The organism is Vreelandella massiliensis, from assembly GCF_900155385.1.
Classification (GTDB): Bacteria; Pseudomonadota; Gammaproteobacteria; order Pseudomonadales; family Halomonadaceae; genus Vreelandella; species Vreelandella massiliensis.
The window spans coordinates 291,764-315,596 of the sequence record NZ_LT699744.1; the positions used below are offsets into that span (position 1 = coordinate 291,764).

At 58.6% G+C, this 23,833-nt stretch carries 20 protein-coding genes and 1 pseudogene; 15 read left to right on the top strand and 6 right to left on the bottom strand.

Going from position 1 to position 23,833, the window contains the following annotated elements:
* The first annotated feature begins 60 nt into the window (after window positions 1-60).
* From BQ9846_RS01365 to BQ9846_RS01400, 8 genes are all read left to right on the top strand, one after another.
* Window positions 61-279 (top strand): hypothetical protein, encoded by a 219-nt coding sequence (locus BQ9846_RS01365; protein ID WP_075878828.1) that lies wholly within the window; start codon window positions 61-63, stop codon window positions 277-279.
* A gap of 64 nt (window positions 280-343) precedes the next feature.
* Entirely contained in the window at window positions 344-532 is a 189-nt protein-coding gene (locus BQ9846_RS01370; RefSeq protein ID WP_075878829.1) for a hypothetical protein, read from the top strand.
* 197 nt (window positions 533-729) lie between these two features.
* Complete coding sequence (locus BQ9846_RS01375; RefSeq protein WP_075878830.1) at window positions 730-1,056, top strand: DUF427 domain-containing protein; 327 nt, start codon at window positions 730-732, stop codon at window positions 1,054-1,056.
* Window positions 1,057-1,128: 72 nt separating this feature from the next.
* The gene (locus BQ9846_RS01380) at window positions 1,129-2,565 is read left to right on the top strand and encodes an IS1182 family transposase (protein ID WP_075878831.1); all 1,437 of its coding nucleotides are present in this window, start codon (window positions 1,129-1,131) and stop codon (window positions 2,563-2,565) included.
* A 504-nt stretch (window positions 2,566-3,069) separates the two neighbouring features.
* Window positions 3,070-3,720: a hypothetical protein gene (locus tag BQ9846_RS01385; protein WP_144049362.1), complete on the top strand. Its 651-nt coding sequence runs from the start codon at window positions 3,070-3,072 to the stop codon at window positions 3,718-3,720.
* An 89-nt stretch (window positions 3,721-3,809) separates the two neighbouring features.
* Window positions 3,810-5,189: an IS1380 family transposase gene (locus tag BQ9846_RS01390; protein WP_075878607.1), complete on the top strand. Its 1,380-nt coding sequence runs from the start codon at window positions 3,810-3,812 to the stop codon at window positions 5,187-5,189.
* A 328-nt stretch (window positions 5,190-5,517) separates the two neighbouring features.
* Window positions 5,518-6,537 carry an AAA family ATPase gene (locus BQ9846_RS01395; protein WP_075878833.1) on the top strand — a complete coding sequence of 340 codons (1,020 nt, stop codon included), beginning with the start codon at window positions 5,518-5,520 and terminating at the stop codon, window positions 6,535-6,537.
* Between the two features lie 110 nt (window positions 6,538-6,647).
* Window positions 6,648-7,571, top strand: a complete 924-nt coding sequence (locus BQ9846_RS01400; RefSeq protein ID WP_075878834.1) for a hypothetical protein — start codon at window positions 6,648-6,650, stop codon at window positions 7,569-7,571.
* A 154-nt stretch (window positions 7,572-7,725) separates the two neighbouring features.
* On the opposite strand, the gene recD is transcribed toward BQ9846_RS01400, so the two are convergent.
* From recD to recC, 5 genes are read right to left on the bottom strand one after another with little or no spacing between them, the layout of a single operon-like run.
* A complete protein-coding gene (gene recD, locus BQ9846_RS01405; RefSeq protein ID WP_075878835.1) occupies window positions 7,726-9,909 on the bottom strand; it encodes an exodeoxyribonuclease V subunit alpha in 2,184 nt (727 codons plus the stop codon).
* Window positions 9,906-13,607 (bottom strand): exodeoxyribonuclease V subunit beta, encoded by a 3,702-nt coding sequence (gene recB / locus BQ9846_RS01410; protein ID WP_075878836.1) that lies wholly within the window; start codon window positions 13,605-13,607, stop codon window positions 9,906-9,908. Before recB ends, recD begins: the two co-directional genes overlap by 4 nt.
* Window positions 13,604-14,131, bottom strand: a complete 528-nt coding sequence (locus BQ9846_RS01415) for a hypothetical protein (protein WP_075878837.1) — start codon at window positions 14,129-14,131, stop codon at window positions 13,604-13,606. Before BQ9846_RS01415 ends, recB begins: the two co-directional genes overlap by 4 nt.
* Window positions 14,128-14,436, bottom strand: coding sequence for a nucleotidyltransferase domain-containing protein (locus tag BQ9846_RS01420; protein WP_075878838.1), 309 nt, complete (start codon window positions 14,434-14,436; stop codon window positions 14,128-14,130). The genes BQ9846_RS01415 and BQ9846_RS01420 overlap by 4 nt, the downstream gene beginning before the upstream one ends.
* Before the next feature lie 57 nt (window positions 14,437-14,493).
* Complete coding sequence (recC, locus tag BQ9846_RS01425) at window positions 14,494-18,075, bottom strand: exodeoxyribonuclease V subunit gamma (protein WP_075878839.1); 3,582 nt, start codon at window positions 18,073-18,075, stop codon at window positions 14,494-14,496.
* 149 nt (window positions 18,076-18,224) lie between these two features.
* On the opposite strand from recC, the gene BQ9846_RS01430 reads away from it, so the two are divergent.
* From BQ9846_RS01430 to chrA, 4 genes and pseudogenes are all read left to right on the top strand, one after another.
* Window positions 18,225-18,653 carry a DUF2384 domain-containing protein gene (locus BQ9846_RS01430; protein ID WP_075878840.1) on the top strand — a complete coding sequence of 143 codons (429 nt, stop codon included), beginning with the start codon at window positions 18,225-18,227 and terminating at the stop codon, window positions 18,651-18,653.
* Window positions 18,650-18,781: an RES domain-containing protein gene (locus BQ9846_RS17130; RefSeq protein ID WP_328585362.1), complete on the top strand. Its 132-nt coding sequence runs from the start codon at window positions 18,650-18,652 to the stop codon at window positions 18,779-18,781. The genes BQ9846_RS01430 and BQ9846_RS17130 overlap by 4 nt, the downstream gene beginning before the upstream one ends.
* A gap of 206 nt (window positions 18,782-18,987) precedes the next feature.
* Window positions 18,988-20,670 carry a dihydroxy-acid dehydratase gene (gene ilvD / locus BQ9846_RS01440; RefSeq protein ID WP_075878841.1) on the top strand — a complete coding sequence of 561 codons (1,683 nt, stop codon included), beginning with the start codon at window positions 18,988-18,990 and terminating at the stop codon, window positions 20,668-20,670.
* Window positions 20,671-20,762: 92 nt separating this feature from the next.
* Window positions 20,763-22,017: pseudogene (chrA, locus tag BQ9846_RS01445) on the top strand (chromate efflux transporter).
* A gap of 107 nt (window positions 22,018-22,124) precedes the next feature.
* On the opposite strand, the gene BQ9846_RS01450 reads toward chrA, so the two are convergent.
* The gene (locus BQ9846_RS01450) at window positions 22,125-22,406 is read right to left on the bottom strand and encodes an XRE family transcriptional regulator (RefSeq protein ID WP_075878842.1); all 282 of its coding nucleotides are present in this window, start codon (window positions 22,404-22,406) and stop codon (window positions 22,125-22,127) included.
* Between the two features lie 226 nt (window positions 22,407-22,632).
* Here BQ9846_RS01450 and BQ9846_RS01455 point away from each other — a divergent pair, with 226 nt between their 5' ends.
* The 3 genes from BQ9846_RS01455 (at window position 22,633) to purE (ending at window position 23,824) form a co-directional block, all read left to right on the top strand.
* Window positions 22,633-22,875 carry a type II toxin-antitoxin system Phd/YefM family antitoxin gene (locus BQ9846_RS01455; protein ID WP_075878843.1) on the top strand — a complete coding sequence of 81 codons (243 nt, stop codon included), beginning with the start codon at window positions 22,633-22,635 and terminating at the stop codon, window positions 22,873-22,875.
* A complete protein-coding gene (locus tag BQ9846_RS01460; protein ID WP_075878844.1) occupies window positions 22,872-23,135 on the top strand; it encodes a Txe/YoeB family addiction module toxin in 264 nt (87 codons plus the stop codon). The genes BQ9846_RS01455 and BQ9846_RS01460 overlap by 4 nt, the downstream gene beginning before the upstream one ends.
* A gap of 182 nt (window positions 23,136-23,317) precedes the next feature.
* Window positions 23,318-23,824: a 5-(carboxyamino)imidazole ribonucleotide mutase gene (purE, locus tag BQ9846_RS01465; protein WP_075878845.1), complete on the top strand. Its 507-nt coding sequence runs from the start codon at window positions 23,318-23,320 to the stop codon at window positions 23,822-23,824.
* Window positions 23,825-23,833 lie beyond the last annotated feature (9 nt).

Below are 23,833 nucleotides of genomic sequence, written 5' to 3' on the forward strand. Positions count from 1 at the left end.
GACTACATTGAAGACCAGAAGCGTTGAAACTGAAGAGGTCAGCAAAAGGAGGAAGCGCAAATGGCGGATATGGGAATCTGTGCCTGCCCCGGATGCGAAAACAACGTCACCAGTGAAAATGGCGCCTTCCGGGAAGGCCAGGCCTACTGTTGCAACGGCTGCGCCGCCGGGCACCCAGAAGGGATGGATTGCCTCGACCCCGAGTGCCCGTGCAATGAACTCAACCGGCCGCCGGCGGGCGAGGAAGTACGCGAAGAGCCGAGCGAAGATCAGTTCTAGGTTCCAGTAAAGTGCCGTGAAGCACACGACCATTTTCCCAGTGGTATCAGCCGAAGGAGGTTTTATGCCCAAGGCAGACAATAAGCAAGCGCGCGTCGATCCCGTTTATGAAGCCGATGATCTCCACCAGAACATCATTGCCTGGAACGTCATCGACGAGACCGAGCCCGAAAACGAGGTCGTCGTCAGCCAGCACGAGTCTCGCAAGGACGCCATGCAGGCGGCAGAAGCCTTCGAGCAACGCGAGAATTAATCCTCTCACCGCCACAGGGAAGTGGCGGCCCCATTGTTGCCTTCTCTAAACCGGCAAACTGAAGGAAAGCCAGAACCTGCCACCTTACCTAATCGCATCGAAACCACGCCTTACCCAGCAAGTCATGCTTTAGGCTAACTAGCCCCTCCAGGCGAGCCCTGCTAGCCTGAAAGGACTAAACCAACAAGGAAGAGACCATGCCGCAGGATGCGCCCCGGATTTCGCTCCACCCCGTTAGCCAACGCGTGCAGGTGCATGTGGATGGTAAGCTGCTAGCCGACTCCACCCAAGCCCTCGAACTCCGCGAAACCGGCTACCCACCGCGCCACTACTTGCCGCGTAAAGACGTGCGCATGGAGTTGCTTGCCAAATCAGAAACGACGACTCACTGCCCGTTTAAAGGCCATACGGTGTATTTCTCGCTGAATGACAATAAAGACATTGCCTGGAGCTACGAGCAGCCGATTGAAGGGATGGAAGCGATAGCGGGCAGGGTGGCGTTTGGTGAGGACAAGAACGAATGACGCTTTTCGACCGAGGCTGTGTGAAAACGTGTTGGCCGCTATACTTTGACCAGGTCCGATGAGGAAATGGCGATGAAGCGATTCGTGGTAGGCGAGGCCCGAGACCAAAGCACCTTGTTCCCTGCGCTTTTGGACGACTTCATCGCAGACGATAACCCTGTCCGTGCCATAGAGGCATTCGTAGAAGGTCTCGACCTCAGAGAACTTGGTTTCAAGGGCGTCGATCCGCATGCAACAGGTAGGCCCGCCTATCATCCCGCTGTACTCCTGAAACTCTATATCTACGGCTACCTTAATCGCATCCAGTCGAGTCGCCGCTTAGAGCGCGAGACGCAGCGCAATGTCGAGCTGATGTGGCTGACAGAGCGCCTGACACCAGATTTCAAGACGATTGCAGACTTCAGAAAGGACAATGGCGATGCCATCCGCCGTGTGTGTCGAGAGTTCATCGTACTTTGCCGACGACTGGAGCTGTTCTCCCAAGCCATCGTGGCCATCGATGGCAGCAAGTTCAAAGCCGTCAACAACCGCAATCGCAATTTCACAGCGACCAAGGTGAAGCGTCGCCTTGAGCAGATCGAAGAAAGCTTCAATAGGTACCTTGGTCAACTAGACACAGCCGACCACGCGGAGCCCGCCTTGGCCGAGGCCAAGACGGAACACCTGAAGGAGAAAATTATAAAGCTCAGGGAAGAAACGGCTCGATTACAAACAGTTGAGGAACAGCGGCTGCAATCTCCCGACCAGCAAGTATCTTTGACGGATCCAGATGCCAGGGCGATGGCCACCAGTGGTAGAGGCACCGGGACGGTAGGTTATAACGTGCAGACAGCGGTCGATAGCCAGCACCATTTAATTGTGGCCCATGAGGTGACCAATATTGGTCACGATCGGGGGCAGCTCTTCAACATGGCGAAGCAAGCGCGTGAAGCCACTGGCATTAAGGAGCTGAAGGTCGTAGCTGACAGAGGCTACTTCAAGGGGGAAGAAATTCTCGCCTGCCATAAAGAAGGGATAACGACCTACCTGCCGAAGCCGATGATATCTCCAAACCAGGCCAAGGGCTTTTACCCAAGAGACGCATTCCGGTACTTGCCTGAAAGTAATGAATATTTTTGTCCCGCTGGTCAGCGGCTCATATGGCGATATGAAACGATAGAAAAGGGAATGAAGCTGCATACTTACTGGAGCTCGGCATGTGCAAGCTGCGCTATGAAAGAAAAATGCACGACTGGCAAGCAACGACGGATCAGACGTTGGGAGCATGAAGATGTGCTTGAACCTGCACAGTCACGTCTCGATTGGAATCCAGAGATGATGCGCCTAAGGCGACAAACGGTGGAGCATCCATTCGGCACGCTAAAGGCGTGGATGGGGGCGACACACTTCGCGACAAAGCGTTTTAGAAATGTGAGCACGGAAATGAGTCTTCATGTGTTGGCGTACAACCTGAAGCGCGTCATAAAGATCCTGGGCGTCAATGCGTTGATGAGGGCTGCGAGGGCGTAACAGCCCTTTTTTCTCTGTATTCTAGGGCCGTGATTGCGAATGCAGTGGGTTACTGATGATTCCATCATTTCCATATGTCACAACAGCAGCGGTCGGCGATTATCGTAGCAATGGCTCAGATGGGGCCAACGGGCAGTTGAAGGGGAAGATTCTTGTGTCATACCAGATTTTTTCTGTTTTCACACGGCCAGGACCCTGAGCGGTCTTCGCTGAGACCGGATATTCATAGGTACCTTTGGCTCACAATGCGCGTTTTTCTGGCAGGGTTTGAAATATGAATGCTTGTTTTTCTGGAGCGGCTTCTTCAAAGTTTATTTGAAACAAAGTGTTAGGTGAAAGCTATTGATGTTTATGTGCAATATCCAAAGAAAGGTGAGAGTGTTAACGCGCATGCGCATTTTTCTAACGAGCCTTACTAGGAGGAAATAGTATTTACCCCTTTTTTTATCAGTAGATTAGATGCATTTTGGCAAGGTGGGGCTTCCCAGAAAAACGCGCATGCGCATGAATAAAGCTGTTAGATTTTCGGAGCAGCGAACCCGAAAGTTTGATTTAAGGAATAATTTTATGTCAGGAAGTTTTAGCAAGCCATCAGCTTCGATCAGTGAAATAGTATTCTCTGGCGGCAATACGTTTGCGCTTAAGGAAGACGAAAAGGTTATTATCGTCGGCCCCAATAACAGCGGAAAATCTCAATCACTTCGTGAAATACTTTCTATATGCGAAAATGGAGTTAAGCCGAACAACCTCGTTGTTACTAATTTAACCGTTTCCAAATCAGGTAATGTCGAAGAGTTACGTAAATTTTTAGCCGATAATGCTGATTTAGTAGGCGAGATGTATCGATTTGAGGATTGGCAGATAAGAGAAAACGTTCTCCAATTTTGGGGGCAACCTTTCCTGACTCGGGGCATGGCTGGCGGATTTATAAGGAAAATTGCCGCTGATGATCGCTTAAGAATCTGCGATCAACAAAATAGCATCGCTCCTGGAGATCAAAAATCCAAACCGCAGCATATCCTTTATGACGATGAAGTTCTTATGGAGAAAATAAGTGAACTTTTTAGTCGCGCATTTGGGAAAGAACTCATGTTCGACTTCCGAGGGGGGAGCAAGCTTCCAATTCACGTAGGAGAAACCCCGTCTTATTCATGAGGGCAGCCTGAAAACGAAGATGACGGATGGTATTCTCTTGAGAAATCAGAACGTTCCGGCAAGAACCTGATTCCAGAGGACCATCCGCCATGGGTGAAAGCGTATCTCCCTGGATTCCGTCCTGCAACGGGTCCATTCGCGTTGAGCTTGATGGCCAGCGCACCACAAGCGATAGCGGCGCCTTGCTGCTGCGTGAAGCTCTCGACAGCAGCGGTGTCATAGACGCACTGGATGAAAACCTGATCGACCAACGTAACCCGCTGCGCGTCCGCCATTCGCTGGCCAACCAGCTGCGCACCCTCGTGCTGCAGCGTGCGATGGGCTGGATCGATCTCAGCGATACCGACATGCTGCGCCACGACCCGCTCTGGCAACTGGCCTGCAGCGATGCGCGCGGGATGACGCCATTGACGCAGGACCGGCCATCCCAAGCCACGCTGTCGCGGCTGCTGACGTGCCTTGGACGTAGCGACAACATCGATGCCGTACACGAAGGTTTGCTGCGGTTGGTGGTCTGGCGTCTGACCTCGCTGGAGAAGGGCAAACGCCCGGATCAACTGACACTGGACATCGATGGCCTGCCGATTGAGGTCCACGGTCACCAGGGCGGCTCGGCCTTTCATGGTCATTACGGTGCCCGCATCTACTCACCGCTAGTCGCGTCGTTGGCAGAGACCGGCGACATGGTGGGCGGTTTGCTGCGGGAGGGCAATGCTGGCCCGGCCGAGAATGCCGACACCTGGGTCCCGCATCTGGTACGGCGACTCAACGAGAGCACCGGCGCCCAGGTGCGAGTGCGCATTGACGCTGGCTTCACCGACAACGACACGCTGGAGGCCCTGGAAGACCGCAACATCGAGTACCTGGGCCGACTGCGCAGTCACACGGGACTGCAGAAGCTGGCAGCGCCGTACCTGAAACGGCCACGGGGCCGGCCACCCGAGCAACCTCGGGAGTGGTGCCACGACCTGGAGTACCAAGCCGGTTCCTGGCCGTCGTCACGGCGCGTGGTGCTGGTGGTGCAGGAACGTCCCGATGATCTGCTGCTGCATGCCTTCTTCCTGGTCACCAACCTCAACAAGTTCCACTGGCCGCCGGAGAAAGTCCTGGCGCTCTACCGCAAACGCGGCAGCGCCGAGGCGCACATGGGCGAAGTGAAGTCAGCACTCGACGTACATCTCTCCTCGACCGACCGCGGCGCTTCTACTGTTCAGGAGGTGATGGCTCGCAACGAAGTGAGTCTGCTACTGAGCCTCTACGCCTACCAGACCCTGCATGGCCTGCGCTGCCTACTCACGCGGCAAACCCGCCAAGGCTGGAGCCTGAGCCGGATGCGCGAGCAGGTGCTCAAGGTCGCTGCCACTATCTCACGGCACGCTCGGCGCATTACTGTTCACCTCGGTGACGCTGCTGACAAATGGTGGCCCACTTTACTGAAAGGGCTGCCGAAGCTGACTGCGCTAAGCTGACCTTCCGGCGATACTGACTGAGGCAAGATCAAGGCGGCCACAACGGTGGCCGGCGGATATGGCTACCCTGATGGCCGAGATCAATGCCAGAAAGTTATAAATAGCTGAGTTAAGATCACCATTGGAGCATTAGTCAGCAGATGCACACGCCATAAATACGGCTACTGAAGACCGAAGCTGGCAACCCGGGGCTGTAAAAATGCTCAATCGGCGTTCTCATGAATGAGGCGGGGAAACTCCTGATATAGAAAACGTAACTGATCGAGTTAGTAATCTTTATGTAAGTTCTGTGCGAGAGAATCCGTTGCTTGATAAGCAGGGTGACGGAATGAAAAGTTATGCAGGTATACTTTTTGACGCCATTTTTGCAAATCGAGATATAACACTGATCGACGAGCCAGAAGCTTTTTTGCATCCACCCCAAATGCGTCGCCTAGGAGAGACTCTAGCTGCAGAAGTTAAGGGGCAGTTGCTTGTGGCGACGCACAGCAGTGACATTATGCGAGGTTTTTTAGAAGGTACGCAAGGTAACGTCCGTATTCTTCGACTCCGTCGTGAGGGAAGTGCGAACTTAGTTTCCGAAGCATCTCCCGATGTGATTAAGGAGCTTTGGGAAAAGCCTGAGCTTCGTTATTCGAATGCTCTTGAAGGTATTTTTCACGAGCAAACGGTTATTTGTGAAGATGATAGTGATTGTCGTCTAATAAACTGTGTGGCAGATCATTTATCTTCTTCCTCAGAAGGTGTATGGCAGGACACTTCTTACGTTCCCACTGGTGGAAAGCATGGAGTTCCTAAAGTAGCAACAGTGTTACGTAAAATCGGTGTTCCAATAAAGGCTGTTTTTGACATTGATTTTTTGTCAGAACGCAGCTTAGTAGAAGCTACAGTCGGAGCATTTGGAGGTTCATGGAAATCTATAGAGCCGCTTTGGCGTCGTGTTGACGCGGCTGTTAGAGAAGGAATAAAGCCAAAAAAAGCAGAAGAAATAAAACGTGAAATTACTGCACTTTTAGAAGAAGCAGAGCCAGAAAAACTACCGAAAGGTGACGTAATAGAAGCGATGAAGCAAGGAAAACCTTGGGCTGAAGTAAAAAAATATGGTTCGCGTGGTATACCAAGAGGAGAAGCGCAGAAAGACTATGGCGCTCTTAAGGAAAGGCTAGAACAGATAGGTATATATCTTGTGCCAGTAGGTGAAATAGAGAATTTTTGCCCAGAAATCGGCAGTCATGGCCCGAAATATGTCACCAAGCTTTTATCCTCAATACCGCTACATGATGATCGTTTGGAGGACCTTAGAAGGTTTGTTGAGACAGTTCACATAGGGCGCCATGCTGTTATATAAACGTGACAATTATAAAAATCTAACAAGCACATGTTGTCGGACTGGTTTTCCGCTGCGCTCCAAACCAGCCGCAAATGCGGGCGTTATGCAATACAAGGAATCACGTCGTAATGATTGACGAGCTTTCGCGTTCAATTAGAGCTCATCTATATGAGCGAGTAACGAACCCATTGCTAGGTGCTGTCACTGTCGCGTGGGTGTTTTGGAACTACAAGCTAATCCTGATATTATTTGCGTCGTCTCCTCCAGCCGATAAGATTGCATTTATTGAAAATGTCTTGTATCCCAACTGGTACTTGAGCGTCATTTATTTTGTGTTTCTTCCAATGGTCAGCGGCATGGCATTCTTGTACGCATATCCTTTTCCAGCGAAGTATGTTTACCGGTACACGCGGAATCAACTTAAAGAGCTAAAAAAAATAAAGCTCGAAGTCGAGGATGAAACCCCAGCATCTAAAGAGGAGCACATTCAATTAAAAAGGAAGGTCAACGAACTTGAGACTCGTTACTATGTTGACCTTACTGAGAGAGATACTGAAATTGCGCGTCTGCAGGAATTGTTAGCAAACGGAAAACGGAGTGATCTAAAGCCATCTCCGCCTCGACCACGAAATGAGGCTGAGAGCGGGGCAGGAAAAGAAATTATAAGCAAAGCAGAGCACCAGCAACTCAACGATGATGGAAAAATATCGCATAAGAAAATAGTTGGACTGAATGTTGGAGGGCGGGATTACGTTCTAGGAAAGGATTTTAATAAAGAAGAGCCCGGAGAAGTAAACGTATTTGAATTGTCTGATAGCTACAACTACGAAGAAGAAATTTTAGTTCGAGTTCAGCTTTCTGATCCGCTTGAACCAAACCAAGTCGTATGGGTATTTGACGGGTACTCACATCGGCAACTGGAAGGTGTCGAGTTTAAGCTCCAGAAAGCAGATTTCGAGATGAAAAGCGCTCGTATTGCAATTCACCAACCGAATCCATTGAAGCCAGGCAAAGATGTTGTTGTCAGTAATATTGTACAGTTCCAGTACTAGCTTGGTGCATAACAATTTGCTGCACACGGAAAAATTACTCGCTGTGCTCCCAATTCTCCCGTGAGCAAGGCGTTAAACCGCTACATCAGAATCGCCTCAATGTCCGCAATTGGCCGAAAACCGTCACCACTAGCATTGGTAATGTCGGCTTTGATTACAACCTTCCCATCCCACTCACCCTCATCACTTCCCTCGTCACCGCATCATTCAATATCCCGCGTTTGGCTTCGATCAGCGTGAGCCAGTCGCGGGCGCGGGTGATGCCGGTGTAGACCAGCTCGCGGGTGAGGATGGGGTTGATGGTGGGCGGTAGCAGCAGGGCGGTGTGTTTGAACTCCGAGCCCTGGGATTTGTGAACCGTCATCGCGAAGACGGTTTCCACCGCGTGCAGGCGGGAGGGCAGCACCCAGTTGATGGTTTTTTCCGAGTCGCTGGCTGCACTTGTATAAGGAAAGGCGACGCGCAGTAACGATTTACCCGGCGTGCGCGGGTCGGGCACCGCCAGGGTAATGCCGATATCGCCGTTCATCAGTTTCAGGCCGTAGTCGTTTTGCGTCACCAGCACTGGGCGGCCTTCATACCAGCCTTTTTCCAGCGTGAAATCACTCCCGTACAGCAGCTTTTCGCTACGCAGCGTTTTAGCAATGCGCTGGTTCAGGCCTTCTACCCCCCAGGGGCCTTTGCGCAGCGCGCACAGCAGCTGAAAGTGGCTATAGGCGCTGAGTACCGCGCCGGCCCAGTCGTTATACGCCTGTTGATCTTCCTCAAACGTCAGTCCCTGCGGACGCTGCGCATTTAGCGTGTTCAGGTAGTGGCGGTAGCCCGTGGGCGGGGCGATGGGTTCGTTTTTATGATTCACGCGGTCCTCGCCGCCGTTGAGAAACTTATCGGGGCTGCCGTGAATGACCAGCTTATCCAGCGCGGCATCGTCGGTCAGAACAAGGTGGTGCAGGTCTGGGTAGCCTTGGCGTAGCACGCGGTTTATCGACTTCTGTTTTTCCTGATCGGTCTGGGTGTGGCGGGGCTGGTTGATCGCCTGGGCTAGCTGGCCGATGCCGCTGGCGGCGTTGAAGCGGTGGCTAACCCGCAGCATGGTAATCGCCTGGTCGAGCGGCTGGCCGTTGGGGTCCAGGTAGTGCTCGGGCAGCGGCTGGCCGGTGGCGCTTTCCAGCCACCGGGCGGTTTCCGGGGTGTAGTGCGCGGCCTCGGCGCGGCGGCAAAGATCGCCGAGCACCGACCCAGCCTCCACCGAGGCTAACTGGTCTTTATCCCCCAGTAGCACGCATTGGGCATCGGCGGGCAGTGCGCGCAGCACGGCGGCCATCATCTCGATATCCACCATCGAGGCTTCGTCGATCACCAGTACGTCAAGCGCCAGCGGGTTGGCGGCGTTGTGGCGGAAGTGGCGGGTGTCCGGCCTTGCACCAAGCAGCCTATGCAGCGTTGTCACTTCGGTGGGAATCGCTATTTCACTCACGACGCGATTCGTTAAGAGGGCTTTTAGCTGAGCAGTCGGTAAATCGTTCACCTGCCCGGCGATGGATTCGTTCAGCCGGGCGGCGGCTTTGCCGGTGGGGGCGGCCAAGCGAATGCGCAGCGGTTGGCTGGGGTGCTGGGCCAGTTGCAGGGTTTGCAGCAGGGCGAGTAGACGAACGACGGTGGTGGTTTTACCCGTGCCGGGGCCGCCGGTGATAAGGCCGAAGCGGCTACGGGCGGCCAGCGCGCAGGCGATTTTTTGCCAGTCCAGGGGCGTGGTTTGTTGGAACAGTACGTCCAGCGCCTGGGGGAGTAAATCAGGGGTTTTGGGGTCTTCCATCGCCTCAAGGCGGCTGGCGATTTCCTGGTGCAGGGTTTGTTCATACTGCCAGTAGCGGCGTAGGTAGAGGCGGGTGGTGTGTTCGCTATCGCTGCGCACTAGCGGGGTATTGCCGGAGCCTTGGTTGACTAGCGTGGGGTGGTCAAGCGCGGCCTTCCAGTCGGCCAGCGTGAGCGTGGCCAGCACGTCGCTTGGCAGCACCGGCGGGTCGGTGAGGTCGTCGCCTTCCGGCGGTAGCGAAAGCGCGAAATCCGGCGCGTTCAGCGTGGCGTTGAGATCCAAACACACGTGACCGCGACCGAGCTGGTGGCTGGCCAGCGCCGCGCCTAACAGTAGCAGCGCAGGGGCATCCGGTGCTTGCTCTGCTAAAAAGCGCACCAGGGCACGGTCCAGGTCGCGTAGCCAGCCTCGGGCGACCCAGCGCTCGCAGAGGGCCATTAGCTCGGCGGTGTCGCTCAGCGCAGGGTGAGTCAGGGCATCCCCAAACAGGTCGAGGGTGTGGGTGTCTTTAGGCTGACTCATACTAGCGCTTCCTGTGCGGGGGATGACGATGAAGCGCCTGTAAACAGACGATCCAGGGCGTTGATCAGCTCAACCGGAGCAGGCTCGAAAAATACCCCACGCTCCAAGCTGCGGCTGCCGCGCAGAAAGACCGTCATCGAGCCGCCCAAGTGCTGGTGCGGGTCGTAGTGGGGCAGGCGAGCCTTGAGCAGCCGGTGCATGGCCAGCAGATAAAGCGCGGCCTGGAGGTCGTAGCGCTTGGCCAGCAGCGCGTGGCGCAGGGCGTCCGGTTCATAGGCGCTATCGTCCGGCCCCAGGTAGTTGGATTTCCAGTCGAGCACGTAAAAGCGCCCCTGGTGCTCAAAGGCTAAATCAAGAAAGCCCTTGAGCATGCCGTTGAGGGTGTCAGCATCCAGTGCGGGTCGCTCGTAGCCCGGCAGTAAGTGCTTGCTAACCACTGCGTCAATGGCCTGGGTATTCACCTGCTTGGCGGCCAGCCAGAACTCCAATTCGACCTGATAGCGGGCAAGCTCGGTAAGCGCCACACTCTGCCCAGAGGCCATCGGCAGCGGGGTGGTGAGCAGCGCTTTCAGCCAGCCGGAAAGCGGTTCCTGCCATGTCTGCCAGCCGCGCAGCTGCACCCGCCGCCAGAGCATATCGTCGAGGGCATCGCTGTCGGTCGCGGCGGCGTCAAAGCCTTGCCGGCCCGCCCATTCCAGCAGCCCATGCAGAAAGGTGCCGGGGCCGGGGCCACGTGGAAACTTGTGTAAGTGAAACGCTTCTAGCTGGGATCGTTCTTGAGATAGTTCCTGGGGTTCGTCCAGCACCTCGAACGCGGTGGCTTCCTGGGCGGTGGTGGGTTCCAGCGGCGTTGTGATCGGGGCGGTCAGCGTGCCGGAAAGGCGCAGCGCCGAGTAGCTGGCAATCCACCAGTGCTCTTTTGCCGGGCGCAGCGGCGTGCGGGCATGGCCCAGCGTGGCGGTCTCCTTGAGGGGCGCCAGCCGCTGGGCGGTGGGCGCGGGCGGTTCGTCGACACGGATCTCGCTGCCGGCGGCTAGGTCGGCCAGTTTTTCGCTGAGCGTGTCCGGCGCCATGGCTTCGCCGCCGTTGATCAGGTGGCCGATGGCGCTGTCCTCAATGCCCTTGAGCGGCGCGAGCCCCAGCCAGGTGGCGTGGCGCGCGCGGGTCAGCGCGACGTAGAGCTTGCGCAGGTCCTCGCCCAGGCGTTCGCGGTCGGCGGTGGCCAGCGTGGTCTCGTCCGCCTCCAGGCTGAGTTGCAGGTTGCCTTCGCCGTCGTGCCAGCGCAGCGGTACGTCACCGGCTTTCACCGGCCGATGGTTGGCGATGAACGGCAAAAATACCAGCGGGTACTCGAGCCCTTTGGACTTGTGGATGGTGACTACCTTGACTAGATCGGCGTCGCTTTCCAGGCGCAGCTTGTGGGTGTCGCCGTGGCTGTCCGGGTCGGCGATGGCATCAGCCAGAAAGCGAATCAGCGCGTGCTCGCCGTCCAGTTCCTGGCTGGCTTGCTGGAGCAGTTCACCCAGGTGTAAAAGGTCGGTTAGCAAGCGCTCACCGTCTTCGAACGCCGCCAGCAGGCGGGCGGGGATGTCGAAGTCCACCATCATGCGGCGCACCAGCGGCAGCACGCCCTGGCGCTGCCACAGCCGGTGGTAGCGGCTGAACTGCTCCACTCGCTCTTCCCAGGCCAGCTCGCTCTGTTGCAGGTGGTCCAGGTCGGCGAGCGTCAGGCCCAGTACCGGCGTGGCCAGGGCCGCGCGCAGGTGGGCTTCGGCCTGGCGGGAGCTCGCCAACGGCTCGGCGCAGGCGCGCAGCCAGCGCTCCACCTGGGCGGCCATGGGCGAGCTGAAGACCTTGTCGTGGTCAGAAAGGTAGACGCTTTTGACCCCACGGCTGGCCAGCGCCAGTCGAATGGCGCGGGCTTCCTGCAGGCCGTTGACCAGCACCGCCATGTCCGACGGCTTGAGCGGTGTAAGCGCATCGCCGTCTTGAAAGCCGCTTTGTGCCTGCTGGCCTGCCTTGAGCAGTTCCGTCATGTACGAGGCGCAGCGCTCGGCCATCTCGGTCTGGTAGGCGGTTTTGGAGAGCGGCTCGTCGCTTTCAAGTGGCCACAGCGTCATCGCGGGCAGCGGCTGGCCCTGGTGCATCAGCTGTTCGTCGCGACCTTTGGCGCCCACCGGCTGGAAGGGTAGCGGGTTCTCGCCACTCTCTTCGCGGAACAGAAAGGCCCCGGCGGGGTACTGGTCGGCGTAACGGAAACAGTGGTTGACCGCTTCGACCATGGCGCGGCTGGAACGGAAGTTGGTGCCCAGCGTAACGTGGCGGCCGGCGGTGTGTCTTCTGGCCTCTAGGTAGGTGAAGATATCCGCACCGCGAAACGCGTAGATGGCCTGCTTGGGGTCACCGATCAGCAGAATGGCGGCATCGCGGCGCGGCTTGGCGACATCAAACACCGCGTTAAAAATGCGGTACTGGATGGGGTCGGTGTCCTGAAATTCGTCGATCAGCGCCACGGGGAACTGGCGCAGCATCTGCGCGGCCAGCGCGTCGCGGTTGGGGCCCTGCAGGGCGCGGTCCAGGTGGGTGAGCAGGTCATTGGGCCCCATTTCGGCGCGTCGCTCCTGTTCGCGCTCTAGGCGCACTTTGCACCACTGCACGGCATGAACCAGCAGGTCGTTGCGCGGCTCGGGCAGGGCGTTTAGCGCGGCGGGTAGCTCGGCCAGCGCTTGCCATATCTCTGGGCAGGGTGGCGCGCCATCTTTCCAGATCTCGGCCATGCCGTCCGGCGTCATGCGTTTCCAGGCGGCGTCGGTGAGTGCGGGGCGCTCCAGGTCGCTTTCGCTCCACTGGCGCAGCGCGCCCAGCCAGTTGGCGCGGCTTTTGGCGTTGAAGCTTTGGCCTTTGAAGGCTTTGCGCTTGGCAGCGTCTTCAAGAGCGGGGCCGAGTTCATCCAGCCAGGCGGGCCAGGGGGCTTTTAGCGCGTTTAACGTGGCGCGGCGTTCGGCCTCGGCGGCGCTGAGGGTGTCGGCGGGTGCGGGCCGCTCGCTACCCAAGGCGTCGCTTTCGGGCAGCAGTTTGCGCACGTCTTCGTGGAGTTGCTGCGGCGATTTCCAGTAGCGGGTGATGCTGCCCAGCGCTTCGGCGTCCAGTGGGTAGTAGAAGGTGCGCCAGTAGTCGCGGACGACTTCCTGTTCGAGTTCGTGCTGGTCGTTTTCCAGGTCGAGAGAGAACAGGCTGCCGCTATCGAAAGCGTGTTCGCGCAGCATGCGGTAGCACCAGCTGTGGATGGTGGAGACGGCGGCCTCGTCCATCCACTCGGCGGCCAGCTCTAGGCGGCGGGCGCAGGCGGGCCAGGTGGCCGGGTCGTACTGGTCGCGGAGCTGGAGTAGGAGCGGGTCAGCGGCCGGTGGCTCGGCAGCAGGCGTATGACGAAACACCGCGGCGGCTTCTACCAACCGGTGGCGGATGCGTTCGCGCAGCTCCTGGGTCGCGGCGTTAGTGAAGGTGACCACGAGGATTTCCGGCGGCGTGAGCGGGCGCACGAAGGCGGTGTCGTCGTCGCGGTGCTGGCCGCCCAGCACCAGGCGCACGTAAAGCAGCGCGATGGTGAAGGTCTTGCCGGTTCCCGCGCTGGCTTCAATCAGCCGACTGCCGTGGAGGGGGAGCGTGAGTGGGTCGAGTGGGGTGGGCTGGCTCATAAAAAGATACTGTCAAACTCAGTGGTGAAGTCTTGGCTTGCGGGATGAATCTGGAGTTGGTCAGCGCACCAGGCCACGAGATTTCGAGACGTATGCAGGAGTATGTCGGCGAGTTCGTTCAGAAGGTTGAAGTGTTCTGCTATCTGAGCGTAGGGCGTTGCGTAGTCGTGTGCCGCAATATTGCGGATAGCGCGGCAGCGTTGCCAATCACTTGTCGCGTTAATGACCTCTTGCTTTTCAAACAGCGCAAGTACCTTGAGAAAGCTGTCGGTGGATTCACCTGCAAGCAAGGCACTGTGCCGCATTGCTGACGCTAAGGAATCCTGCAGCTTGGCAAAACGTTCGTTGATGGCGGCGAGCGTCTCGAATAGCGCAACATCTTTCTTGTGATCTGCCAGCCACTCTCCGTCAATCGGCCAAGTCACCTTGTTGCGAGACTGTTGCAGAAACCAAGCGCAGCGCTGGATGGCTTCAAGTAACTGCGCAAGATGACGTTGCTGGTCGCTGAGAATATCCTGACTCATGCCGCTTCCTCACCATCAATAGGGATCGACTGCCCCAGCGCTATGGCCTGGAAAGGAGTTGGCTCATCCGTCGATACGCAGGTCACGATATCTACCGGCAGTTGAATGCGTTCCTCCAATGCCATTTTGAGCTCGGCAGTGGCAAGCAGAGGAATCGCTGTCCTGGAGATCAGTAGTAGGTCGATATCGCCGCCTCGCTTTGAGTCGTCCAGACGCGAGCCAAACAGATGAACGCTCACGGAAGGCCCGATGAACTCACGTACACCAGAGACAATAATGGAACGCTGTGATTGAGTGAGTCGCATGAAGAAGGCCTCTCCTTTCCTCTGAGCCTGTTTATAAAGTCTAGCACTGTATCGAGTCTAACCCTTGACCGCATAAAACAGCGGCGCGTAGAGCGCCTCGGTGAGCGTAGCAAAACGGTGGCCGTGTTGGGTTGGCTCGTTGAATAGCCGTTCGAAGCGGGGCCACTGGTGGCTTAGGTAGGCGCTTTGGGCGACTTCGCCGGTCTGGTAGCGCCCGCCTTCATAGGCGGCTTCGGCGGCGACGTAGGCGTCGCTTTCCCGGCCTTTCTCTTCCGCCATCTCCGGCGTGCCGAGTTTGGTCAGCCAGGCAAATGCCGCCTGAGGCGCCAGCGGCAGCGGGGCTTGTAGGCCTGCTTGCCAGGCGTTTAGCTGGGTGTGGAGATGGGCAAGGGCGGTATCGGCGGCGATGGGATCTAGCGTGATATTGCCCGCTTTGGAAAGCAGTTGGGTGGTCATCGGGCCGCTGAGATTGCCCGCCAAATGCGCGACCCAGTGGCGCAGCAAATGATGCCACTGGTACTTGCTTTTCTTGATCAGGCTGCTGCTGAGCAGCAGCAATCGGCATCGCTCACCGTGTTCGCTGTGGCGCAGCTCACCCAGCCAGTCTTCCAGCACGATGCCGTCATTACCTTCCAAGTGAATCGCTTCCGGCGCACTAAGTGCCACCGGCCATTGGGCCAGCGCGTCTTGGTAGGCGCTGAATAGGTCGTCCATCGGCTCGGCCAGGGCGTCGCGCATGCGATCACCAAAGGCGCCCATGGCGAGCACACCCTGGCGCTGGAAGCGTTCAAGCTCTGTGTTCAGTGCTTCAAGGCGCGGCTCGCCGTTATCCACCGCGCGGCGCTGGGCGGCAATCAGCCGGTCTTGCAGCTGCCAGTTTTGCAGGCCGTCCAGCGTGAAGGGTTCGGCATCCAGCTCGGCGATGGCTTCCTGCTCGAAATACACCCCTAGCCGAGTATTAAAGAAGGTGCGCACCGGCTCGCGTAGAAAGCCGCCCAACTGGCCGAGGTTGAGGCTCGCAGGGGCGTTTTCCGGTTTGGGTAGCGGCGCCTGGGCGCTTGGGGGCGTGCGCGGGGCGTACTCCTCTCGCCATTCGTGGGCCCCACGCCATTCATGGGCATAGGTGAACAGTCGGCTGGCGGCGTCGTTGAAGTAAACGCGGCTAAACGGCTGTAGCGGGTGCTCGGTGGTAAGCGCATCGAGTAGCGGCGTGCCGCTCTCAATCCGCCAGCCGGCTTCCAGGTGGTCACGCAGCTGGCCGACCAGCACCGAGGGCGGAAGCGTCGTGTTGTCGATCTGGCTGCGGCCCACCCAGCTGACGTAGAGCTGATCCCGGGCGGAGAGCAGCGCTTCCAAAAACAGGTAGCGGTCATCTTCCCGGCGTGAGCGGTCGCCGGGACGGTAGTCGCTGCCCATCAGGTCGAAGTCCAGCGGCGGCTGGGAGCGGGGGTATTCGCCATCGTTCATGCCCAAAAGGCAGACACGCTTGAACGGAATGGCGCGCATGGGCATCAGCGTGGCGAAATTCACCGCTCCGGCCAAAAAGCGCTGGGAGAGGCTGTGCTCGTCGATCTGCGCCAGCCAGTGCTCGCGGACCATGGAGAGCGGCAGCGGGTCGTCAAGCTTCGCTTCGCGGCTGCTTTCGAGGAGTTGCTGCAGGCCATTTTCCAGCTTGGTGAGCATCACGCTTTCCTGGGCGTCGTCGGTGAGGAAGAAGGTTTCCAGCAGGGCGCGCAGCCGCGCTACCCAACCGGCGGCATCGGTGGGCTGGCGAAACGTTTCCCAGGTGGCTTCAAGCTTTTCCAACAGCGTCGCCAGCGGCCCGGTGAGGCCCGCTTCGAGCCCGCCGATATCGTCGAACGGCTCGATGCCCTGCCAGGCGTGGCCTTCGCCCACGGTGTAACCCAGCAGCAGGCGGCGCAGGCCAAACGCCCAGGTGTTCTGGCTGAGCCCGCCGGGCAATTCGAGCGTTTGGCGCTGCTTGGCATTCAGTCCCCAGCGGATGCCCGCGCCCTCCATCCAGCGCTCGAGCACCGGCAGGTCGCGCTCGGTAAGCCCAAAGCGCTGGCGCAGGGCGGGCACGTCCAAAAGATCCAGCAAGTCGCTGACGGAAAGTCGTAGCTCCGGCAGGCGCAGCAGCTTTTCCAGCGCAATCATCAGCGGCAGGCGGTGGCGGCTGGCCTGGTCGGAGAGCGTATAGGGAATAAAGCGCGGGTCGTCCGAAGACAGCTGGCCGAACACCGCGTCGATGTGCGGCGCGTAGCGGTCGATGTCCGGCACCATGACGATGATATCCCGCGGGCGCAGCTCGGGGTCGGCGCTAAACGCGGCGAGCAGCTGGTCGTGGAGAATCTCGACTTCCCGCTGGGGGCCGTGGGCGATATGAAACACCAGGGAGTCGTCCGCTGGGTCGAGGGCGGGCCAGTGGGTCTGCGTTTCGGCCACCGGGCGCAGCTCGCGGATATCGTCCTGCAGCTGGCTGAGCAGGCAGCCGCGCTCGCCGGAGAACGGCTCGAACATATCGATGCGCAGCGCCTGCTGCTCAAAAAGGGTTTGGTAGTCGCCCGTGTCGTCGTGTTCATCCAGCAGGCGCAGGTAGTCGCGGCCCTGTTTGCCCCAAGCGGCAAGCAGCGGCTGGGCGTGGAGGTGCAGAGCATCAATGGCATCACCCGTGCCGAGCACATCCAGCGCTTCGGGCATGCCGGTCTTGCGTCGCTGGCGATAGCGGCTGGCGCGCAGCAGATCCTTGTGCTCGATGATATCCGCCCAGTAGAACTGACACGGGTTGTGCACGCAGAGCACGATCTGGCAGCAGCGCGAAAGCGCCGCCAGGGCTTCCAGCGTCTGCTGGGGCAATGATGAAATACCGAAAATAATCAGCCGCCGGGGCAGGCCCGGCGGGCAGGGTTGGCCATCCAGCTGCTCGGTGGCTTTCAAGAAGCGTCGATGCACTTGGGCGCGGCTGCTGTTGAGTCCCGCCCCGCCCTGGGTGGCGGCCACGTCGTCGCGCAGAATGCGCCACAAGGCAGGCTGCCAGCGCTGGTGGTCTTCCAGGGGGCGGGCCTCGCCGCGGGCGGTAATCAGCACGTCGTCGCCGTTGGCCCAGGCGTCCAGCCAGTCGGCGCGGTAGACCTGATACTGGTCGAACAGGTCCGCCAGCCGCTCGGCTAGCTGGTAGTGCTTGCGCTGGTCGCGGTCGGTTTCCAGAAACTGCGCCAGCGGCTTGAACACCGGCTGCCCGGCAAGCGTGGGCAGCAGGCGTAAAAGCCGCCAGACCAAGCGCGATTTATCGAACGGCGAGGTTTCCGGCACGGCGTCTTCATTGTGCCCTGCACCGTTCTGGACAGTGTGAGTCAGCACCGTGCGGTAGGCCTGCCACAAAAACCGCGCGGGCAGCATCACATCCAGCGCCGCTGCGATCCCCGCGCCGCCGTTGTCCGGGTCTTCCGCCAGCGCCAATTTCAGCCACTGCCCGATGCCGTTGCTCTGCACCAGAATGGTTTCGTTCTCCAGCGGCCCCAGCGGGTGCAGGCGCATCCACTGAACCGCCAACCCGCGCAGATCTTCCAGGCGGTTGCCATGCACCACCATAAAGCCCGGGGTTAACGGCGTTTGTGCAAGCAGCGAGTGTGTGGACATAAGGCAGTGTTCCTTCACGGCGGTGGTGGGCTAGCCGTATGGTGCCATAAGTGGTTGGCCAAAGCTCAATGCGTTAGCATCTTGGTTCTCAACTGCTATGACGAATATATGTTGTTTTTTAGTTGCATAAGCGTAGCGGGAGGCTTGTCATGGTGACAGCGATAGAGGAATCAAATAGCGACCCGATGGGCTATCAAGCCCCAGACTCCTTTGCTCGGTTTCTTGCTGACTTGAAAGGGGTCGCTCGGGAAGAGCGCCAGCCGCTCATTAATCCTAAACTGCTTGCCAGCGCCCTGAGCATGGATATTCAAACGTTGGCCAGTCACGCGCACGTGCATCGCACAACTATCTCTAGGGCGCAGGGCGCGGAGAAGCTCCAACGCTTTCTGCGTGATGCACTTCGGGTATTGGGAGCGGCGGCTGATATTAATGGCGATTTCCACGATGCATTGTTTTGGTTTCGCAATGAGCCTATCGGTGCCTTTGATTATAAAACCCCCGAGCAATTGGTGAGTGAAGGGCGTGCCGATGACCTTCTTCGTTATGTCAAAGCGCTGCAAGCTGGTGTGGTGGGATGATTGTACTGCCAGCGTTAAATACTCAGGCCTATCGTGTGCATGTGCCAAAATGGGCATTTTCGCCCACTAGCGGTGCTGGAGCGAGAGAACATGGTGGTCGATTAAACCGCCCCGGCGTGGCTGCCTGATATTTAGCGCTTGATGATCAAACAGCGCTGGCCGAGTACAAATGTATTAGAAGCCTTCGATCCGCGTGGTGATCTGCCTCGTGACGCTCGCTCTTGGCAATAATGTGTATTGGATAACTGAACTTATGGCGTCTTTAGCCTTGCGTGAAAGTGATGGCAACGCCAAGCTGTGCGGATACCGTGAACAATGCCGAGAGGAGCCTCCCATGACCGAATCTTCGAACACGACGCGCCGCCACTCTGCCCCCGTGGTCGACGGCCCCGGCAAAGCCGCCAGCCGCGCGATGTTGCGCGCGGTGGGCTTTAACGACGACGATTTCAATAAGCCCCAGGTGGGGGTGGCCTCGACCTGGAGCATGGTGACGCCGTGCAACAGCCATATTGGCGAGTTGGCCGAGTTTGCCCGCGACGGCGCCGATGCGGCCGGTGGCAAGGGCGTGATTTTTAACACCATCACCATTTCCGATGGTATCGCCAACGGCACCGAGGGCATGAAGTATTCGCTGGTGTCGCGGGAAGTGATCGCCGACTCCATCGAAACCGTGGCCGGCTGTGAAGGGTTTGATGGTTTGGTCGCGATTGGCGGCTGCGATAAGAACATGCCGGGCTGTGTCATGGGCCTGGCCAGGCTCAATCGCCCGAGTGTCTTTGTGTATGGCGGCACCATCATGCCGGGCAAGAACCATACCGATATTGTCTCGGTATTCGAGGCCATGGGCGCGCACTCGCGCGGCGATATCGACCTGATCGAACTCAAACAGATCGAGGAAACCGCGATTCCCGGCCCGGGCTCGTGCGGTGGCATGTACACCGCCAATACCATGGCCTCGGCGATCGAGGCGCTGGGCATGAGCCTGCCGGGTAGCTCGGCGCAAAACGCCATCTCCCGCGACAAGCGCGACGACTGCAAGGCGGCGGGGGAGGCCGTGCTCGCGCTGCTGGCCGATGACATCAAGCCCTCCGATATCATGACCCGCGAGGCGTTCGAAAACGCGATTACCGTGGTGATTGCCCTCGGCGGTTCGACCAATGCGGTACTGCACTTGATCGGCATGGCGCGCACCATTGGGGTTGAGCTCTCGCTTGATGACTTTACCCAAATCGGCAAGCGAGTGCCGGTGGTCGCCGATTTGCGCCCTAGCGGTCACTACATGATGAGCGAGCTGGTGGCGATTGGTGGCATTCAGCCGCTGATGAAAACGCTGCTCGACGCCGGCTTGCTGCACGGCGACTGCCTGACGGTTACCGGTAAAACGCTGGCGGAAAACCTGGCCGATGTCGAGCCCTACCCGGGGGATCAGCAAATTATCGCGCCGTTGGATAAGCCGATTAAAAGTGAAAGCCACCTGCGTATCCTCTGGGGCAACCTGGCGCCCGAAGGCGCGGTGGCGAAAATCACCGGAAAAGAGGGCACCCGTTTTAGCGGTTCAGCGCGGGTATTTGGTTCGGAAGAGGAGGCCCAGGCGCGGATTAACGATGGCACCGTGGTGGCGGGTGACGTGGTGGTGATTCGCTACGAAGGCCCCAAAGGCGGCCCGGGTATGCGCGAGATGCTCACGCCCACCTCGGCGATTATGGGTCGCGGTCTGGGGAACGATGTGGCGTTGATTACCGATGGGCGCTTCTCCGGCGGCAGCCACGGTTTCGTGGTGGGGCATGTCTCCCCCGAGGCGTACGATGGCGGCCCGTTGGCGCTAGTTGAAGATGGCGACACCATCACCATCGATGCCGAAGCCGACACCATAGAGCTTAGCGTAAGCGACGACGAGTTAATGCGTCGCCGCACGGCATGGCGCAAGCCCGCGCCGCGCTATGCACGCGGCGTGTTGGCGAAATACGCCCGGCTTGTGAGCTCCGCCAGCACCGGCGCGGTGACGGACTTCGAGTAACGTGGCGTAATTATCAGAGTGTCATAAAGCGATAAAGCGCAAGGCGTAACATCAACGCCTTGCGTTTTTTTTATGGGCTAAGCGGGGACACAATGGCAGAGCATTTACACAACCGCGGGCGCATCACTGAGGTGTTCAAGGCGTTTTTGCTCCTCGGGCTGACCTCTTTTGGCGGGCCCGTGGCGCACTTGGGTTATTTTCGCACGGAGTTTGTCGCGCGCCGCCAGTGGCTAAGCGAGCAGGCGTACGCCGATCTGGTCGCGCTGTGTCAATTTTTGCCCGGGCCGGCGAGCAGCCAGGTCGGCTTTGCGCTGGGGCTAATGCGCGGTGGGCCTTGGGGCGCGGCCATGGCGTGGCTGGCGTTCACGCTGCCCTCGGCGGTGGTGCTGGTGCTATTCGCGTTGGGCGCGGCGCTGTTGGAGGGCCCCGTCGCCAGCGGCATCGTTCATGGGTTAAAGGTGGCCGCGGTGGCGATTGTCGCCCATGCGGTATGGGGAATGGCGCGCAATCTCTGCCCGGACAGAACCCGCACGGGCATCGCGCTTGCGGCGGTGTTGGCCGTGGCGGCAGTGAGCGGGCCGCTGGGGCAGGTGGCGGCGATTGCCCTGGGCGGTGTGGCCGGGCTTGCCCTGTCTCTAACACACATTTCGCTGCGTATAACAGACAGGTGTGGCCGGGCTGGTTCTTTGCCGTCAGGCCGCGGCCGACGCGCCGAGCGAATCGCTGCATTTCGCGGTCACTGCAAAAGTCGGCGTGCTTTCGCTTGCACTCTTCGCGGGCTTATTGGTCGGTCTACCCGTGCTTGCCGCCGCGTTCGACCGGCAGACGCTGAACGTGATCGATGCGTTTTACCGCTCGGGTGCGCTGGTGTTTGGCGGTGGGCATGTGGTGCTGCCGCTGTTGGAAGCGGAAGTGGTGCAGTCGGGCTGGGTAAGCGCGGAGGCGTTTTTGGCCGGCTACGGCGCCGCGCAGGCGATTCCCGGGCCGCTTTTCACGTTCTCGGCGTATTTGGGCGCATTGATGCCGGGGAGCGGCGGCGTGTTTATCGCCATGGTGGCGCTGCTGGCGATCTTCATTCCCGGTTTTTTGCTGCTGGTGGGCGTGTTGCCGTTCTGGAACCGCTTTCGGCAGTGGGACAGCGCTCAGGCGTTGATGCGCGGCGCCAACGCGGCGGTGGTGGGCATTCTGGGTGCTGCGCTCTACCAGCCGGTGTGGACGAGCGCGATTATCGACACGCCGGAGTTTGCCTTGGCGCTGACTGGCTTTTTGCTGTTAGTGCGTTGGCAGCTGCCCGCCTGGGCGGTGGTGATCATCATGGCGCTGGGTGGACTGCTCATCGGTCCTTAATAGATAAAAAGCGCCCCAAAACGCGGTTGAATCACGCGGTTTGGGGCGCTTTGTTTGGCGCCACTCGACGGTGTGCGCTAAAGGCGATGGTCTCTTTTTAGGGCGCGTTAATGCAATGGCGCCTCCGTCTCCAGCGTGCGACGCAAAACGTAGAGTTCGTCCACGTTAAGGTGCTCAAGCCTTCCGGCGAGAATATCGCTTACCTTCTGCACCGGTAATCCGGCCCGCCGGGCAATCTCACGACTGCCGAGATCGGATACGGCGATAAGACGGATAATAATACGCATCAAGCGCGTACGTTTTTCTAGCTCCCTGACGTCTAATTCGTCAGGGCCACTTCGCGGAGGGTCGGTCAGTTCCGCGTTTGCATATGAGCGTGCCGTACTCATGAGGCTCCATCTAGTCTGAAATGACATCCACACAATGCCGCCACTTGGCGGGGTTTTCAATACTTCTTAGAGTTAATTTAGCGTGGATGGGTGTTTCTTCAACCCAGGAGCTGCGCACGCCCACGAATTCTCTACTTTCTCGATGTTTTTATACAAAACGTTCGTCTTGACGTACGTGCATAAGGGCGTACATTTGGTCATACGTTAATCACGCAAGAGGTGCGTCATGGCCGGAATCACTGCTACCGAGGCTCGCAGCAACCTGTATCGGTTGATCGATGAAACGGCGGAGTCCCACCAGCCGATCGTTATCATGGGCAAGCGAAACAAAGCCGTCCTGGTTTCCGAGGAAGACTGGTCTGCCATTCAGGAAACACTTTACCTGCTCTCCGTACCCGGAATGCGGGAGTCTATTCGTGAGGGGATGGATACCCCGGTGGATGAATGCGATGAGGAGCTGGACTGGTGACATGGACGTTGGTTTACACCAAGCAAGCCCAGAAAGACGCTAAGAAGTTGGCCTCCAGCGGCATCAAACCTAAAGCTCAGGCACTGTTAGCGCTGCTAGCGGAGGATCCATACCGCAAGCCGCCTCCGTTTGAAAAGCTAATTGGTGATCTTGCGGGGGCCTATTCGCGCCGCATTAATATTCAGCATCGTTTGGTTTACCAAGTGCTCGAGGACGAGCAAGTGGTGAAAGTTCTCAGGCTCTGGAGCCACTACGAATAGTGCATAACAAGCCCGCTGTTGCCGGACGATTTTTCCACCGCTTCGCGGCTCCAACATTGCCGCCAAGCGCCGCGCTAGGCAAAGGAATTTGATGGTCTTGCAAAGCGCCCGCTAGGGGGTGCGCTCTGTTAGACTATCGGCCCTGTTTTTAATGTAGCGTTAAACGCGCCGAGGAGTAGAAAATGTCGTCAAACAGCGCACCCAAAGTCGGGGTGATCATGGGGTCTAAATCGGATTGGCCGGTGATGGAGCACGCCGTGGCCATGCTGGAACGGTTAGGCGTGGCGTATGAAACCCGCGTGGTGTCGGCGCACCGCACGCCCGATTTGCTGTTTGACTACTCCAAGGGGGCGGCCGAACGCGGCCTACAGGTGATCGTGGCCGGCGCCGGCGGTGCCGCCCACCTGCCCGGCATGGTCGCCGCGCAAACGCCGCTGCCTGTTTTAGGCGTACCGGTGGAGTCCAAAGCGCTGAAAGGGCTGGACTCGCTGCTCTCGATCGCGCAAATGCCCGGCGGTATCGCGGTGGGGACCTTGGCGATCGGCAAGGCGGGGGCGACCAATGCGGGCCTTCTGGCCGCGCAGATCGTTGGCCTGCAAGACGCTGGCGTACGTGAGGCGGTCGAGGCCTTTCGCGCCGAACAAACCCAGGCCGTGCTCGATAATCCTGACCCACGCCCTGACGCGTAAAGGAGGCAG